Annotated in this window: 11 protein-coding genes; 10 read left to right on the plus strand and 1 reads right to left on the minus strand. The window is 38.9% G+C overall.

Annotated features, from left to right (window positions below; genetic code table 11):
- Positions 1–84: 84 nt before the first annotated feature.
- Entirely contained in the window at positions 85–2,703 is a 2,619-nt protein-coding gene (locus IEW26_RS27685; protein ID WP_188594738.1) for a DUF2339 domain-containing protein, read from the plus strand.
- Positions 2,704–3,126: 423 nt separating this feature from the next.
- On the opposite strand, the gene IEW26_RS27690 is transcribed toward IEW26_RS27685, so the two are convergent.
- Positions 3,127–3,282 carry a hypothetical protein gene (locus IEW26_RS27690; RefSeq protein ID WP_167434045.1) on the minus strand — a complete coding sequence of 52 codons (156 nt, stop codon included), beginning with the start codon at positions 3,280–3,282 and terminating at the stop codon, positions 3,127–3,129.
- A gap of 532 nt (positions 3,283–3,814) precedes the next feature.
- Here IEW26_RS27690 and IEW26_RS27695 point away from each other — a divergent pair.
- The 9 genes from IEW26_RS27695 to IEW26_RS27740 all read left to right on the plus strand — a co-directional run bounded on the left by IEW26_RS27695 (position 3,815) and on the right by IEW26_RS27740 (position 18,498).
- Entirely contained in the window at positions 3,815–4,510 is a 696-nt protein-coding gene (locus IEW26_RS27695) for an S-layer homology domain-containing protein (protein WP_188594739.1), read from the plus strand.
- Between the two features lie 66 nt (positions 4,511–4,576).
- Positions 4,577–7,513: a glycosyltransferase gene (locus IEW26_RS27700; RefSeq protein ID WP_188594740.1), complete on the plus strand. Its 2,937-nt coding sequence runs from the start codon at positions 4,577–4,579 to the stop codon at positions 7,511–7,513.
- A 13-nt stretch (positions 7,514–7,526) separates the two neighbouring features.
- Positions 7,527–8,381 carry a hypothetical protein gene (locus IEW26_RS27705; RefSeq protein ID WP_188594741.1) on the plus strand — a complete coding sequence of 285 codons (855 nt, stop codon included), beginning with the start codon at positions 7,527–7,529 and terminating at the stop codon, positions 8,379–8,381.
- Positions 8,371–11,118, plus strand: a complete 2,748-nt coding sequence (locus IEW26_RS27710) for a glycosyltransferase (protein ID WP_188594742.1) — start codon at positions 8,371–8,373, stop codon at positions 11,116–11,118. The genes IEW26_RS27705 and IEW26_RS27710 overlap by 11 nt, the downstream gene beginning before the upstream one ends.
- Positions 11,119–11,205: 87 nt before the next feature.
- A complete protein-coding gene (locus IEW26_RS27715) occupies positions 11,206–13,806 on the plus strand; it encodes an LTA synthase family protein (RefSeq protein WP_188594743.1) in 2,601 nt (866 codons plus the stop codon).
- The gene (locus tag IEW26_RS27720; protein WP_188594744.1) at positions 13,803–14,723 is read left to right on the plus strand and encodes a hypothetical protein; all 921 of its coding nucleotides are present in this window, start codon (positions 13,803–13,805) and stop codon (positions 14,721–14,723) included. Before IEW26_RS27715 ends, IEW26_RS27720 begins: the two co-directional genes overlap by 4 nt.
- Positions 14,720–16,423 carry an interleukin-like EMT inducer domain-containing protein gene (locus IEW26_RS27725; RefSeq protein WP_188594745.1) on the plus strand — a complete coding sequence of 568 codons (1,704 nt, stop codon included), beginning with the start codon at positions 14,720–14,722 and terminating at the stop codon, positions 16,421–16,423. The genes IEW26_RS27720 and IEW26_RS27725 overlap by 4 nt, the downstream gene beginning before the upstream one ends.
- A gap of 653 nt (positions 16,424–17,076) precedes the next feature.
- The gene (locus tag IEW26_RS27735; protein ID WP_188594747.1) at positions 17,077–17,757 is read left to right on the plus strand and encodes an FHA domain-containing protein; all 681 of its coding nucleotides are present in this window, start codon (positions 17,077–17,079) and stop codon (positions 17,755–17,757) included.
- Positions 17,758–17,895: 138 nt separating this feature from the next.
- On the plus strand, positions 17,896–18,498 hold the full coding sequence (locus tag IEW26_RS27740; protein ID WP_188594748.1) for a class I SAM-dependent methyltransferase: 603 nt from the start codon (positions 17,896–17,898) through the stop codon (positions 18,496–18,498).
- Positions 18,499–18,681 lie beyond the last annotated feature (183 nt).

Consider the following 18,681-nt stretch of genomic DNA (forward strand, 5'->3'; position numbering starts at 1 on the left):
AAAGTTATCATGAAAACCTCAATTTTTGACATAAGTATAGTAAAATATAGGAAAACATCTTATGACAACCAATGGAGGAAGTCCATGAAGGAATTTAAGGATCGGCTTGAGCAGGTTCAGGCTCAGCAGAAACAGCTGGCGAAGGAATATCAGGCGCTGCTGCAAGAATACCAGTCGGATGATCTCATTGTGTGTAATGAACAGCTGCTGGAACAGACTGAAGCCCAGAAGCTCAAGCTGCAGCAGCTTGAACTGCGTGCACGCAAGATGGAAGAGGAGAATGCGCGTCTTCGCATGGCTTTGTCCGAGCAGATGCTGGACGAGAAGCTGAATCTGATCCGGGTATCCCGGGAGAAGATGGAGACATATTTTCAAGGGAAAACCGTAGTACATAACGACCAAATCAGCTACTTAGAGCATCGCACCAAGTCCAATCTGAATGCTCTCTTCAATCAGGCTGCCCAGCATTTGCAGGAGGATGCAGCGGAGATGAAGGAGCGGATTGCCTATCTGGCAACCGAGGTGAATGCACGTATCGAATCGCACAAGCAGGCAGTATGGGAGAGAGCCGAGGCTGTGCGCGGCCAGATGCAGCATGCTTATGAGCAGATGGCGGAAGAAGAACTGAGTGAAGAGACGATCCAGCGCCGGATCAAGCAGAACCGGATGGAGATGCGAATCGGGCTGAGCTGGATTAACAAGGTGGCGATACTGCTCCTGATTCTGGGGGTTGGCGCAGCCTTCCGATACTCGTATTCGACGTGGTTTAGCGATGAGATGAAGGGCGCGGGCTTTTTTCTGCTCGGCATATTAATGCTTGTGGGCGGTGAGCTGCTGTTTCGGCGCAAACAGAAAACATTTGCAATGGGGCTGCTCGGCGGAGGCATATCTGTGCTGTCTGGTTCGATTTTCTACAGTTATTTCCTGCTGCATATTATCGGGCTGTATACAGGTCTGGGTTTATCTGTGCTGGTGTCGGCTGTGTCCGTCCTGCTGTCCTTGCGGTATCAGTCGAAGACGATCTGTTCTTTTGGTCTAGTAGGCGGGTATCTGCCCTTCTTCTCTTATTTGTTTACGTTTGGACTGGAAGGCACAGCGGTCTATACCGCGATGATCTATCTGTTATTACTGAACGGCATTATTGTCTTTATTTCATTCGGGCAGAGATGGCCGGTGGTGCACTATATCAGCTTTCTGTTTCACGCGCCATCCATGCTGATTCTGCTGTGGCTGTCGCCGAGTGAACAGGTGGGTATGCTGTATTCTGTGGTGACTTTTGCTCTGTATCTGGGTATTACGCTGGCGTATCCGTTTAAACATCGGGTGAAGCTGACCTGGTGGGATTTTGCTTTGTTAGCGATGAATACGAGCTTGAGTTGTCTTGTTCTATATGTATTGCTTGATGCGGCGGGCTGGAATGATGCACAGGGCTTGCTTGCTGTTATTTTTGCCCTCGTCTATCTTGGACTTGCGAGGTTTGTTCAACGACATATGGCACAGGAGAAGCAGACAATTCTGCTTTTCTACCTTACGTCGCTCACCTTTACGATTCTGCTTGTACCGTTCCAGTTTGGTTCGAAATGGCTGTCGATGGGCTGGCTGATTGAAGGTGTGCTGCTTGTTACGTTTGGACATTTCAGAAAATTCAAGGCAGTCGAGCGTGCGGGCTGGGGCATCGTGCTGCTGTGTATTGTGATCTTTGTACAATATGACCTGCTGTCTTTATTCTTTGTAGGGGAACAGTCTTACTTCATGTTGAAATACTCCAGTCTTACGCTCGGCACATTGCTGATCACGCTCTACTATGCTTGGGCGCTGCGGGGCGGCTCCTCCGCGGGAAATGGGCAAAGGATCAATTATGCTCCATGGGAACGCGGTTTCCTGGAAGGCTTCAGGGTTGCGACCCTGGTGAACGTATGGTTATACGTACTCTACGAGTCGAATGAATTGTATGTCAGGGCTGTGGATGAGACCTTCCTGTTATACATGTTCTACAAGCTGCTTATGTTTGCGGCACTGACGATTGCACTGGCGTATGGGCTGGGTAAAGTGAAGGTGCTTCGTGACGCATTCCTGCAGAGGTACACCCTTTTCCTGCACGCAGTCGGATGCTGTATTGCACTGGCGGTTACCTTGACGATGCCGGCATTGCAGCCGGGGGTTGAGCAGCATACGGCAGCCGAGATTGTCGGGCTCATCGTGCTGATTATTTTCAACGTAGGTGTATTCTTTGCCGGGCGTGACCTGCTCATTGCAGGCATCCGTGGTCAGTTCAAAAGTGTGGAGTGGTATCCTGTTATTGCGGGGATCTACCTGCTGGGTGTTATTACGGTGTTCCTGACCATTCAGTTCCAGTGGGGCGATATCGGGCTGATGTTCAGCCTGATCTATCTGGTGCTGGCAATTCTCTATATTGCGTACGGGTTCCGTCGAAAATACGTCATGATCCGGCGCCTCGGTCTGGGTCTGACGCTGTTTGCCACAGGCAAGATGGTGTTTTACGATGTAAGTCTGTTGACGGCAGGCAGCAAAATCATTGCTTATTTCAGCTTTGGCCTGCTGCTGCTGGGTATTTCGTATCTGTATCAGAAGGTGTCCAGCCGGATGGAGGAGATTCAGGCGAGGGAGAGCGGCGCGAAGGATGATTCATCTAATGAGTCCAGCACACACACATCGGTCAAACCGGACAAGGAACAGGACTGAGGCTCTACAGGATCATATTTTCATAAGTATAGTTTGAAAAACGCTGCGCTCGAGACGCTGTAACTTCGTTCGACGTTGTGAGAGGACTCTGGAATGGTAATGATTTCAGAGTCCTTAATTATTTTAATCCTCGTTGCTGATTTTCTCTGCAACAACATAAACTCCATTTGGCTGCCCATTCAGATAGCCCTCGTCATCAATAGCTGCTTCCAGGCAGATATCTCTGTTGGTGTGCATTCACCATCAGTGCTAGCGGAAAACTTCCTGGCTTGGAACGAAAATTCAGCAAAATTGGCTTCCTTCAGCGTTTTCAGACGTGCCCTAGTCAGTAAATGGAGTATGGATTGGAAATGTTCCGTAGAGATGACATTCGTGGAACGTTTTGTACCCAAGTCGCGTTTATAATAGAGTGGCTTCCGCATTTTAAGGCTGACTGTTCATGCGAAGCCATGAGATTTCGGAAGCCGAAGTACCTTTTGGTGATACACCGCTATCGTCACTAACGCGAGACAGTACAGTTAAGGTGATGGATAAAGCAAAGGCAAGCAGCACATAGATCAGAATGTTTCTTTTCTTCATGGGAATTACCTCTCTTGTTGTATAAGCTAAGCATCCGTTCGGCCATTTGAGAAAAAAAGCACAACGTCTGGTATAGTAATAGAGAACCGATGTTTGTCCAGGCTATAGTGGTCCTGTATATCACTATATGGAATGGCAGGCATGCAAACAATGGAACAAATCTGATGAATTTATCAGTACTATATAACTGTACATGCCAAAAATGCTTCCAATTCATTTACAGTAGGATAACAAGTTTAGGTACCAGCCTGGATTAAAATCTGAACCAGCGCATGACCGTAGACCTTGCGATCCTTGGCATGCCCGTACGCGGCTGCTTCCATTGTATAAGGAAACACACGACAGAATCCATTTTTTACAAATTATCACTTCGAATATTGGCAAGTATAGTATATAAAGAGATTTAAATATAAAAAAATGTAATAAAATCACAAAACTACACTTGCATTACAGGAATTGATTGGAATAATCCTCTATAATAGTATAGATGTTTTTAGTAAACATACATAGTTAACTTGGGAGGATGAACATTTTGCAAAGAAAAAAGGATAAAATCACAAAGTATGTACTTTCATCTACTCTTTTGGCGACTTCATTCGCTGGTCAAGCAGCTGTATACGCTGCAGATGAAAAAGTAGCACCAAACGCTACACAGACTATAGTCAAAGAGCTTATGGAGAAGGGGATATTGACAGGGAATCAAAGCGGTGATTTGAATTTGGATGGGAAGTTAACTCGGATCCAAGTAGCGGCTATTTTAGCTAGATCCTTGAATCTAAAGCTTTCTGATAGCCCTAATAATAGTTTTAAGGATGTAAGCTCTGACAGCTGGGGGTTAAAGTACATTGATGCTCTTGAAAAATTAGGTGTAATTACCGGTTCCTCAGGAAAATTCAGACCTAACGATGTGATCACTAAAGAAGAATTGGCAGTGATACTGGTTCGTGTTACACAAACAAGTATTATCGGAAAAGGTGACAAACTAACCTTTTCTGATAAAGAAGAGGTTAGCACGTGGGCTAAGGCTTATGTACAAGCGGCTATCGATGCTAAGTTGCTAACTATTGATAATGGTCAGTTTAATCCTAAGAAACAAGTGACTCGTAAAGAAGTTGCAATCGTCACTGATAGTTTTATAAAAAGTGAAAAATATGAAGCTTATAAGCAATCCGCTAATGCTCTATTAGACAAAGGTGGAAAAATATCTAACAGCGACCCATCTATTTAATTTAATCACCCCAAAGTTGCTGGATTCTTTAGCGATTTTGGGGTTTTCTTAAAATCAGGGGGAAATATGTTTATTTCTGGTTGCATACTTACGAAGAACAATGAAGATACAATTGGTCTGGCCATACGTAGTCTAAAGAATCATGTAGATAGAATAATTGTTGTTGACACAGGTTCAAAAGATTCTACTATACTTATAGCTTCAGAATTAGGAGCAGAAATTCATACGTTTTCATGGTGTAATGATTTTTCACGAGCTAGAAATTACTGCCTAAAATTAGTTTCAAATGACCAGTGGGTTTTGTGGCTGGATTCGGATGAAGAATTTATTTGGTCAAATCCGACACCTTTTAAAGACTGGGTAAAGGGAAAATTCAAAAAACATACCGATGTACTTTTGCTTGAAATCAGACATTCACAAGTCAGAGAGCAAAAGAAGGTAATGGCGATGACCCATGCGGAAAGAATGTTTTCACCAATTTCTTATCAATATAAAGGGAAGGTCCATGAGAGTATTGTATATGCTTTAAGTGATGGTTGTGAGAAGTCTATTCAAGAATGTCAATATGCTTGGATCAACCATTCAGGGTATTCTTCCGAATTCCAAGAAGAGAAGCACCAACGAAATATGTCACTTCTAGTAAATGAGTTGACCGAAAATCCCTCAAATCCATTAACTTTCCGATATATAGCTAATGAAGCTTACAATTTTGGTGACTATAGTGAGAGTCTCAATTATGCCACAATGGCTCTGGAGGCTATTCCATTATCTAGAACATACAGTAGGGCTCAAGCCTATTTTTATAGTATCATGTCCAACGTACATTTAAGTAATATCGATGAGGCACATAAAGTGATACAGATTTGTAATGCTGAGCTGCCTCACTATTCTGATCCATATTGCATTGCTGGAGAGTTATGTTTTGGCAATTCACATTGGGAAGACGCTCTGAAATGGTATGATGCATGGTTTGATTCATTAAAACAAGAAAGAGGCATTTTCCCTGACTATTTCATTTCAATAAGAGAAGAAATATATAATCGCAGACAATATTCAAATAAAAAACATAATGGGAGTATATCTATGAAAGATGTAAAGAAAATGAGTTTAGCAATTTTAATTACATTCCCTGAATTAGAGTCTGATTGGGAAGAATTGATTTTTCATATAAAAGAGAAGCTCACAGGGATTGATTATTCTATTGGGGTTTATTGTGACAATAATATTCAAATTGATCAACAGATTAAGTCGTTATGGAAAGAATATAAAATCTACACGTTTTACAATATGGACTGGAAAAAGACTGTTAGTCGATTTGTGAAACAGAAAAACACTCATTATTTATGGAAATGGGAGGCTAATGAACGCTTATCGTCGGATTTTAGCTTGGACTCTATCATTTACCATATAAACAACAATAGAAATGAGATCAATATAAATAGATTTTCCGATCGGATAGGCTGTTCCTGGAAAGAAAGACGTATATGGGATGTGAGACATACAGAATATCATGATTTTCAAGATGACTGTAGTTACTCTTGCAACCGACATGAAGGATATCATGAGAACATGATTGTTATGGAAAAGCCTCTAATGATACCTAAAGAGCTGCAAAAGAAATATGATATTAGAATTCAAAGTCAGCCCAGTTTTATGAAAATATTAATAAATTTTGGGATGCAGAGATATGAAGAGGTAATAAAAGAACCTGTATTAAGCAGTGATGATTTTTGGATGAGTGCACAGTTTTTCAAAGCTCTTTCATTTATTTGTATAGAAAAAATTGAAGACGCGGCTAATATTGTCTACGAAATGATAAGCAATGAAAATGACGATAATGATAATGTATTTGATTTTGTTTACTTACATAGTAAACTTGCACAGAATGTTACTGTTAATGAGATGAAAAAGGAATCTATAGAATTATTGAATGAGTTACTGGAGGAAAACCCGATAATTGAAACAAATTATCTAAAAATTTTCGAAACTCATTGGTGGGCCCAGATTGGAGAACTTTATTGGCAAATAGGGGATGTTGATCAAGCTGTTAAGTCCTTTCGTGAAAGTCTTGAAGTTTCTTCCTTTAAAAATATTGAGGCCGCATATCGTTTGGTTGAAATAATTCATATGCAGTATAAAGAAGAAGGTGTAGATAGGATTGTTCGAAATGTGTTAAGTATTTTTCAAGATTCTCCTAATGGCAAATCGATTTTAAGTCTAATGTTCGATCACTTAAATCTTCAAGAATGGGCTTTATTATTCAAAAGTGAGGACATCAAAACTAACCCGAATGATAATGCAATTGAGGAAGATAATTTAGTTAGCATCATTCTCCCTGTTTATAACGATACTAAATATTTAATAGAAAGCATTAGAAGTATACTCTCACAAAGCTACGTTAATCTGGAATTGATCATTGTTGATGATGGTTCGACTGTTGATATTAAGAAGTATACTGATAGATTTAAATACGATAGCAGGGTTAAGTATCATAGAATTAAGAGTAATGTAGGGATACCTAATGCGTTAAATTACGGAATTGCCCAAGCTACTGGATCTATTATGACATGGACTTCAGCTGACAACTTTGCGAACTCTAGGTGGATAGAAAAAATGGTGTTAAGTTTGGTAAGTGACCCCAATGCGGTAGCTGTATATTCTTCATTTTATCATGTAGACGAAGATGGAATAGTTACAGGTCTTAGAAAGGATCCTTTTTACAAACTTAATGGTTTACAAAATAGTGGGCCTTCATTTTTTTGGAGAACAAATATATTACGCAAGTCGGGAGGCTTCGATGAGTCATTGTTCGGAATAGAAGATAGAGATTTCGTCATCAGAGTTGCAATGCAAGGTAAAATAATTTATTACTCAGAGCCTCTCTATTATTATAGGATACACAATCAATCTCTTTCATCCCAAATTGAATCAGGTAGTTACGGTGGCTGGAATGAATTGCATGATAAGTTGAAAAGAAAATGGCTGTATCTGAGTTTTGTGTAACCAGGGGGTTAATATGTACACTATAGACACGATCAAAGATCAATATTTTAATCAGGAGCATCTAGAAATCCAATTAGATAAATTAAAAACTGTATATCTAAAAAAGACAATTGAAATCATGGAGCTAGAAAAGAAAGCGGAAATTCTTCAAAATAAGTTAACCTATTCTGATCAACAAATGAATGGTTATATGGAAGAATTGCAAGTTTTGCAGATTCAAATTGATGGTATGGAAGTCGCTTTAAACAATGCTAGAAATCGAGTTCAATTTGAACTCGATTATGCAAATAGGAGAAGATATTACGAATCCACCTATGATTCAGTTGATACTGAATGCTTCAATAAAGTTTTAACAGATGAGAAGAATGCTAGCAGAGTTATTATCTCTTTAGATGGTATGGAATTTAATATTGAAAGAGCTAGTGGATTGATGGAAGATTTGTCTGAAAAAGATTATGTATGTCTTCATTTTGAAAGAGATCTCGACACTGACGTTAGACGAATAAGAAAAAATAACTATGCTTATAAGAGTGAGGTACAGTTATTAGGTTGGTTGAAATCAATAGATCTAAAACCCGTTCTACTAGTGAATTCTGTACAGCAAACAGCTTTATTAGACTTAATTGATGCAAAGTATATTTGGTATGACATCTGTAATCATGGTGAGGCATTGTGGGGGGAACAAGCAGATGCGAAAATGCAGCATTTTAACTTGCTTGACATAGCTGATATGGTTACCTTCTCTGATCGAAAATTCAAGAGATACACTCTTTATAGAAAGGATTCAATGATGTGGAAGCCCTATAAAGGATTCTATGAAATTTTAAATAAAATATTTTTGGGGGAGTTCTGCACTGATGATAAGTAAAAAAGATGCCAAATCATATTCAATTATTCCTCAGGAGATTAATAGTGTAAAAGTGGCCTTGCAACAAATGGAACTTATAAAAGAAAATCAAGAAATGAAGTTAGAAACTTTGCATACTGATTTTTTGAACCGTGAACTAGTAGCTATTGAAAAAAAGGAAGCTATTAAGCATCTTAAAGAAAAAGTTGAATCTCAAAATTATGAGCTAGCAAAATATGATTTATTATATATTACTGAGTACAGTGCGCAGTACAAATACTATAAAGCAGTAGTTGAGTCTCCTATCTCTCAAGAGGCAATTAATTTAGTCAAGCTTATACAGGAGCATCAATATACTGGAATTGTTGTTTACCCCAATGCTGTACATTGGAATCCAGTACAGAGGCCACAGCAAATTATGATGGACTTAGCTAAACGAGGCTTTCTTTGTTTCTTTTGCGATTCATCACAAAGTGTTGATATACATAAGGAACATGAAAAACTGTACATTGTATCCAATCAAAGTCATCTGCTTCAAGCATTACAAAACTTCCACGTTTTAGTAATGAATACCTGGTTAATGCAGAATGCCTGGACTGAGCATTTGCCGCATAAGACAATTTGGTATGATGTTTTAGACCGGGTTGATTTTTTCTCATTTTACGATAAAGGTATGTTAGCGGCGCATTACCAAAATTTATATGAAGCTGACATTGTTACTTATTCTGCCCAAGCCTTGTCAGAGTACATATATAAACGTGAAGATGCTTTGTATTTACCCAATGCTGTAAAAATTGAAGATTTTGATATGACAAATCATGAACTGGTTATGCCTGAGGATCTATTAACCATAATTGATGGGAATAGCAAAATTATTGGTTACTATGGTGCAATTGAAGAATGGTTTGATACGGAACTTGTTTCGAAATTGGCGAATCATAAAAATGTAAAAATAGTTCTTATTGGTCACTGCGGTCTTTCTGAGCTAGAACTTCCGGAGAATGTCTATCTATTGGGATCTAAGCCATACTCAGAGCTAAGTCGATATACGTCATATTTTGATGCAATGATAATACCTTTTTTAGTAAATGATCTTACAAATGCAGTATCCCCTGTAAAGTTTTTTGAATATTGCGCAATTGGAAAACCTATCATATCTACCCCTATTGCTGAAGTTTTGCAATACGAGGGACCAGGTATCACTTTGGTGAATACAAGCGAGTTTTCATCTTTAGATCCAACTTTTTGGAATCTTAATTCAAAAGGGATCCGTCATTTACAAAACATAGCTAATGAGAATCAGTGGAAGAATAGGACCTCAACAATTTTAGATTTCATGGAAAAGAGTCCATCTTTCCTACCTGTCCTAGCTAATAAGAAAGATGAGAAAAATGAAGTGAATGTTTTTGCGGCTACTTTTTTAGACTATGAAGGGGGAAATTATTACTCTGGTGGTGCAGAGCGATATCTTGTGGACCTCCATGAGGTGTGTGTAGAGTTGGGATTGAAACTTAATATTTATCAATATGGGGACTTCTCATGGTACCGCAAATATAAAGATATAGACGTGTATAGTCTAGGCCATGAATCGCTTTGTATGGATGAATTCACTATGGACAACCTTTTATCTTTTAGTCGAAGGTTTGATTATATGGCTAAAGGGCGCTCTATGTTGAATATCTATTCGGCTTTTTTTCAGTCTTATCCTAACATAGCCCACCCAAGTATTGGTATAAGTCATGGAGTCGCATGGGACTCCCCGCACAGTCAGTTTGAGGATGGATTTCAATTTTGGAATCTTAATGAGAAATATATTCAGAGTGCAGATCAACTGCAAAAATTAGTATCAGTAGATACTAATACTGCAAACTGGTTTCAAACCGTCTCGTATGAGACATCGTTAAAGATAGAAACGATACCTAATTACGTGGATCAAAATGAGTTCTTTCCAGTACAGAGGGAGGGGGATGACAAGATAAGAATCGTATATCCCCGGAGACTATACAGACCAAGAGGGTTATATATTACTCTTGATATTGTGGATAGAATATTAAATGATTATCCTAACGTAGAGTTTCATTTTGTAGGAAAAGGGTTCCCAGAAGATCTGCAGGCCATATATGACAAGATGGAGCAATGGGCGGGGAGGATATATTGTTACCACAGTGAACCAGAAGATATGCATCTAGTTTATAAGAATTCAGATATCGTTTTGATTCCGACTTTGTACAGTGAAGGTACCAGCCTTTCTTGTTTGGAAGCTTGTGCAACAGGAAATACAGTAATTGCTACTCGTGTAGGAGGGCTCACAGATATTATTATTGACCATTACAACGGATTGTTAATTCATCCAGATAAAGAATCGCTTGAGGAAGCGGTGAGGATTTGCCTAGATAATCCCGAGAAGATGAAAAAATTTGGTGAGAACGCAATCGAAGTATCCAAAGCTTTTAATAAAGATATTTGGAAAAAACGTTGGAAAACTGTAGTAAAAGATGTGCTTCAAAATCATGGAGTAGAATGGGTACCTAAGTCGGAGAATGATTTGAAAACTCAAACCATCGAAATCACTATTGGCTCGGAGATAGAGAAAAGTGAATGGCTGCCATATGTAACAGATTGCCTGAAGCAAGGAATGACAGTATTCATAAGATCAACGCTTAAACCAGAGATGAATCTGAGTTTTGAGAGAATACAGTGGTTGCCTTTGGAGGCAGAAGTCTATTTTGTTCCAGATAAAGTTAAGAAGTTTGTTTAGAGAAAGGGAATGTATATGTCCTCTTTAATCATTTCTGTTTGTGTATTTTTATGGCATTTTTTGTGGTATATAGCTATTAAAGGAGCAATGGGTAATCGGTTGTTATCAGTGGCCAGAATGATGATAATGAGCGCTTTAGTAGGTTCATTATCTGAGTCTCTGTATCACTTGAGCAAAGTTTCCCTTTTTTTATTTATATCTCTTTTGAGTCTTCTTTATTTTATTAGCTTAATCCATATTCGCTTTTTTGGATATCCGGTACCTCTAGGACATGTAAGGGAATTTTTCTCCAAGAAAAAAACAACTTCAGCAGGTAGTGATATGTTAATGCAGGCCCTTAAAGGGTTGCTTAGATCCACTGATTTAGTTCTTTTATCTATGTATGTGGTAACTTCCATAGTCATCTTTTCTGTTGATCTTGATAGTCGATATTTGATTTATAACAAAGTAATATTGAGTGTGACTCTACTATTACTCATCGTTATTACTTGTATTAAATACAAAGGAATAAAAGAGGGGAAAGTTAGTCCGTATCTGTTCGGTCTGTTTCTATCATATTATTTCTCATATATTAATGACCAAAAGAGAGAGAAAGAACACAAAGAAGCTATAGAAATGCTTCAAGAAGAAATAAACCAACAGAAAAATCATCGAACACATTTTGAAAATATTCCCAATGATGAGTTTTTTGGGAAATGGAAGGGTAAAAATGTTATCCTTATACAAATAGAATCATTTCAGGATTTTCTTATTAATCATAAAGTTGATGGTCAAGAGGTAACACCTTTTCTTAATCGTATGGCACGTCAAAATATACATTTCGATGAGGTTTATAGTCAGTATTCTATAGGACACACTGTGGATGCGGAATTTGCAGCGTTACACTCGCTATATCCATTGAAAAATGAAATCATAAATTTCAAACATTTTGATAAGAGATATCGTGGTTTGGCTCATATATTTAAAGAGAATAATTATGAAACCGCAGCTTTCCACGGGTATAAAGGTGATTTCTATAATCGTAGAATTATGATGAAAACTCATGGTTTTGACTCTTTTTACGCAGAAGAGGATTTTAATTCTTCCGAGCGAGCTTCTAATTGGATGTCAGATAGATCATTCTTTGATCAGTCTATTAATAGAATTAAAAACATGAGAGAACCCTTCTTTTCATTTATGATAACTCTCACCTCGCACTTCCCCTTTGACTTGGATCGAAAATATTGGGGGTTGAACATAAGCAAGGATCAAGATGATTTCATGTCTGGATATTATCAAAGTGCTAACTATACTGACCGCGCGTTAGAATACTTTTATAATCAGTTGGTAAAAGAAGGGCTTCATGAAAATACAGTTCTGGTATTTTATGGAGATCACGAAGGTGTGACATTGGAGAATCTTCCTACTTTGTTCAATATTCTAGGTCTTGAGCAGGACAACTTTCTAAGAGGGATCAACCAACAAAGAGTGGCAAAGATACCATTTATTTTAGCTTCTGCTGATGAGGAACAATCTATTAATTATACCTCATCTAATACAGGTAGTACTTTAGATATAAGCGGAACTTTGCTTCATTTAATGGGATTACCGGCAATTTCGTACGAGATGGGTCAGAGCTTATTCATATCTTCCCCCAACAGAATTGTACCATTGACACAGTATCCTCTAGGATCGTTTGTTTCTGAAAAGATATTTTGCTATGCATCCTTAACTGGGAATTATAGCGAGAGTTCTTTTTTTGATCGTGGAAAAAACAGATTAATACTGCCTACTTCTGGAGAAAATAAAAAGCACTTCGAGTATAGTAAGCAACAGATTATTAAGTCTGAATATCTAATTACAGGAAACGAACTCATAAGTCATAATGAGGAAAATAAAAATTATATAGACATGTTTGATATCAATCCCAAGCTGGAAGAGCTAATCTTTGCTGCTGAAAAGGATGCTATCATCATTCCTGTAGGGAAAAGTTTCGAAGAGGAATACAGGAAGCAAACACAATATGATTTTTTTATTTTGAATAATTTACAAAACTATTATTGTGAACAAACTAAGCGAAATATAAAGTTCTTTTCAATGATAGATTTTGATGTTAGGCAGCAGATAATTTATTTCGAAGACCCTCAATATATTGATGAATTGGTAAATGAAGGTTATTGTGTAACTGACTCGATATCTGAATCGATAGAGGTTTTCTTGGACAACTTACCAGACGATGTTTGCATAATTATAACTGCAAAGGATGACGCATCTAATCAGATCGATGAGCTAACTTATAATAAAATTCAAAAGTATGGACTCAAAAAACTAAAAAGGGAGACTAACTATAGATTTAGCTATATAAACCTGATTTACAAGAATAAGGGTTTCGATTCTATATATGAACTGAGTTCAAATTCAGCGTTAGAACTTCATATAGAAAGAAATCAATTCTTTAATGGACTATACCTTCCCTTCAAGGTTGATGCGATTAGTAGAGGTGCCTTACATGGAAATTACTCCGAAATTAATGTTAATGGGTCTTCTTATAGTTTGAATAAGCGTGGTCTAAATATTGTTATAGTAAATATGCAGACATCGAAGGTACTACAATCAGTGTGGGCGGATACCTATTTAAATACTACAGTAAAGAATGGAATGTTCAAAGCCGTTAAGAATGATATTACAGATGGGGGAGAAGGGCTTTGAGTGTGCTTAGTTTAAACGTATCAGTATTAGTACTGGCACTCTTGTGGATTCTCTTACTTGCTTCCCTATCTGTAAAAAGGGAAAAAGTACACACAACGGAAATTTTAGATGAGAAAGATGAACCGTTAATAGATGAGAATGCTGTATCCGAACGTCATAAGCCAGTTAATTTTGGTGAGTGGTATGAGCTTTTAGAGAACGAGCATGATAAACATACTAAAATTATATTTAATCCATTATGGCAGCGTGATTTCAATGAGTACACAAAATTCAGCGATTTTTGTAAAGATAAAGGCGTTAGTGTTATTAAAGAATATAATCTCGACTTTCAAGATAGACAATCTGTCATATACTTCGATGATTCAATTCTTATGCCCTTACTATGGAATAAAGGGTACAATATTAAATTTGTAAAAGGTAAAAGTTTCACAGACCTATTAAAAGAGGTTGCTCCATTCACGCTGATACTTCTTTCGGTTAAGGATGATGGCTCTCAAGCATTAAACCACAAATGGCAAGAAAAACTTGCTGACTACGGAGTACGAAAGTTGACTCGCGAATTTCTCCATTCAAGTTATATCAACGTAATTTGGAAGAAGGGAGCGAAAGAATATATCAGTCTCTTTGAAGAGGTTTCAGATAAAGCAATAACTAAGACTATCAGCTCAGGTTATAAGGTTAAAGATTTTAATATGCCAATTCATCTTGAAGTCAAAAGCGCAGGCTATAACAGTGGGAATGTATCTAGTGTGAAAATCAATGGGGAAGAGTTCTCGCCTAATCTACGCGGCATGAACATTATTATGTACGACTTGATAGAATCCAAAGTTAGAAGTGTTCATAGAGTTGATACATTTGTAAGTATCTTTGAAGATAATACGATATATTGTGCATATCCTGAGGAGGAGAGAAAGTGAACAGCGAATTGGATCTTTCACTACTAGACCACGGGGCAATTTACATCCCTCTCTCTAATTATCCAAAACGTCAGAACGGTTTAGCTTATGCCGCGTATCGAAGTATGTTTTTTAGAAAAAATCATATCTGGATTGAAGACATTTCTAAACTTAACTTGGATTTAAATGATAAAGTTATTTACTTTCACTCAAGTATTTATATACCGCAGTTTAGTCGACTCCAATATTCTGTAGAACTTATACAAGGAAAATCCCTATTTCAATATCTTCTAGAAATTGAGATAGGATCCTATGTTGCTATCTCGGTAAAGGATGATGGGAGTCAACAGATTAAAGAGAATGCTTTAGAAGAGGCTAAAAACTTAGGAATAACACTTCTGGACAACAGTAAACTTCGTTATAGTTATATATGGTTGGCTCGCAAAATCGATAAAGAAAGTTATGAAGTAATACATCAAGAATGCTCTTGTGAAGAATTGAGTTGGGAAGGGCAATTAGGAGATAACTATATATCGATCAAGAGTAGCGGTGCACATGGAGGCAACTATAGTAGTGTTATTATCAATGGAATTGAAAGAAGTAAAAATAGCCGAGGGATGAACATTGTTAGTTGGGAGAATGAAGAAAAAGTGAATTCAACTAATTTTGACACATTCTCAACAATCTACATGCAAGGAAGCTTGTTTAAGGCGACTCCCTCTAAATTTAAACCGAATGATGCGAGATTTAGTGTTGTTAGTCATGCTGGTGGTATGTTTCAAGGTCTTACTTATACTAACTGCGAAGAAGCTATTGAATGGAATTACAAAGTTAATGGACATCGCGTTTTCGAAATAGACTTTGAATTGACTTCGGATGGTGAACTTGTAGCCAGACATAATTGGCAGTCATATCTTTATGATCATTTACAACAGAAAAAGCCTGAGGGGGTGGGAGAGAACGAGCCTCTTTCTCTTGATCAGTTCAAAAAACTCAAAGTATTAAATAAGTATTCTCCACTTACAATCTCGGATATTTATAAACTTATGACGAACTATCCGGATATAAATATAGTAACTGATACCAAGTATCTGGATGCTGACATAATTAAGGCTCAATTCGAGAGAATGATATCGGCAGTTGAGCCTTATGGTTATGAATTACTACTGCGCATTGTACCACAGCTATATTCGGAAGAGATGTATTCGATTATAGAAGAGGTGTTTCCATTTCCTGGATATATATACACCCTATATGCGACCCAATCTTCTGACGAACAGATCCTTCGATTTGTTAAAAACAAGCCTATTATGGCAGTAACTACTTATCCGGCAAGGTACACCTCTCATTTTGGGGGAAAAATTAAAAATTTGGGTATCGAAGTGGCAGTTCATACAATTAATGATGTGGAAAAAATCAGAGAATATGCAAATATGAATGTTGATGGATTTTATACAGATACTTTAAGTACTATGGTTATTAAGAGTGAGATCATGAGGGAACAGACTGAAATAGAAGTTTATAGAGATATGTTGTTTTTATATATAGAAAAACGGTTTGGGAGAGTTCCTATAAAAGTATTAGATGTGTTTAACGAGCTAACTAAACAAGAGCTAAAAGCATTTGCTCCAAAATTGTTTCTTATTGATACATTAGAAGAATTTAATGTTCTATTAGAGGAGTGGGGAGCTGTACGGAATATGAATTTAAGTTCCGAATGAATTTACATGCCAATAGTTTAAGTAATAATTTCTGAAACCTTGGGATCGGCGCAGCCTGGGTCATTTTTTGGTCTATGGAAGCAGTCGCGTATCATTACGCAAATGCCAAGGATCGCAAGGTTTATGGTCATGCGCTGGTTCAGATTATAATCCAGGTTGGTCATCACGTCTTTCCTTATGCCTGTGTGCGTGACCGTCGGCGGCTCCACTTACCGGTATAAAGGCGCGAATAATGTTCCTAAAGAAGGTGCGGTGGTGCTATACTGGAAAGCGGATGAACCGTTTGATTGTCGACAGGTGCGTGCTTTTTCAAGTGTGAATTTGACATTGAGCACGGTACAAATCCTAAGCTACTACAGCAACCGTTGGGCTATTGAGATGTATTTACGCACCGCCAAAATGAAACTGGGTTTGGACCGTTACCAGGTTCGATCCGCAACTTCATTGGATCGGTTTTGGGCGTTGCTCGCTTTTGATACCTACTAGCTTATCACCGGATTTTACCCTTGAATTAAGAAATCAAAAAAATCTGGGGATAACCGCTACTCTCTAGGTGGTTTTGTCATCGGAGTGTCCTGTGTAAACATTTTTAATTCAACTTGGACTAGAATGAAAAGATAGAGATCGAGTGATCGTTGAAGGTGGGGAATAACATGCGGGAGACGGCCAAAATCGTCATTCGTACGCCAGGACAGGAGAGCGACGGTTCATTCGCTTATGTTAGCCAGGGCCGCTCGATTACCGTGGGGCGTTACACAGGTTTGAGTGAACTGGACTTGTCCATTTATAATCAGATGATATCGAAGCGGCACTGCCGCATTCATTATGACACAAAGGAACAGCTCTGGGTGGAGGATCTGGATAGCAAAAATGGAACCGAACTCAATGGGCAGCGCCTTGTCCCTTATGAGAAATATCCGTTTGATGAAGGGGACAGCCTGACACTCGTCAACGGTCTGATCCAGCTTCGGGTGGAGGGTGATCTCGGAGAGACGAGAGAGTATCGGATATCCGACCTGCTGGGTGAGGGTGTGCGCTTGCAGGATCATCTGCAGACGGTGCAGGTGAACGAGGATGAAATTCCGTTGTCCAAGAAGGAGTATCAGCTGTTCAAGCTGCTTTACAGCGAGCTGGATCACTTTGTCACGAGGGAGCAGATTATTGCTCAGGTGTGGCCGGAACGGAGTATGCTGGAGAGTGATCCGGTGGGCATCGACGAGATTAACTCGCTGATCTACCGCACGAATCGCAAGCTGGGCATCCATTTTACAATTAAATCCGTCTACAAAAAAGGGGTCTACATGAAATCTCATGTCGGTGAGACGAACGAATAGACGCATCGCAGCCTCTAAACAGTATTGCTAAGGAATTGAGTAGCAAGTAATAATGATCAGTCTTTAAAAAAATACGGACAAAGGGAAGCTTCTGCGCGATCATAGACCGCCGGAGCTTCTCTTTGTTATGATGAGGACATGATGATTATTCAATATATTCCATGGCTCATTGCCGTGTTGACTCTAATCGCAGTGATATGCATTGTCATTGTAAGCTGGAAGAACGGAATCTCGCCCATGCCTGCATCTCGCCCGGTCAGGCAGGTGGTAATCGAGGAGGTCAATCTTATACCGGGTTACGCAGATATTATGGAGGCCGGTTCGGGATGGGGAACCCTTGGTATGGATGTCGTAAAGCATTGTCCAGGCAAAAGACTGACGGGCATCGAAAACTCACTCATTCCACTGTGGGCTTCGCAATGGCTGACATGGCTTAGTAAAGGGCTGCACCGTGCTGGAGCTGTGATCGGAACTGGAAGAGGAGGGCAGCGAAATTCGTTCAAGGGACGTCTGCGTTTCATTCGCGGCAACATATACACCTGTTCTTATGCTCATGCCGACGGTGTGATCTGTTACCTGTTTCCGGGGGCCATGACCCGACTCGCGGACAAGTTCAAACGGGAGCTGCCGCCAGGCGCGCGAGTGATCAGCGTCTGTTTTGCACTTCCGGGCAAAGAGCCGCTGCGCACCATCACCTGCCGAGATGCACTGCGAACCAAGGTGTATGTGTATGCTTTTTGAGATGCAGTTTCCACGTCAGAACAAGAATTGGAACTAGAATAAAAAGTGGACACCCGTTAACGGACAGAAGGATAATAAAGCTAACGGAGGTGTGTCCATATGGGAGAACAGCGGCAACGATACAACGAAGAATTCAAGAAACAAACGGTAAAATTTATCCAAGAACAGACCAAGACACTCGGA

The sequence above is a fragment of the Paenibacillus silvae genome (genome assembly GCF_014639235.1).
Taxonomy (GTDB): domain Bacteria; phylum Bacillota; class Bacilli; order Paenibacillales; family Paenibacillaceae; genus Paenibacillus; species Paenibacillus silvae.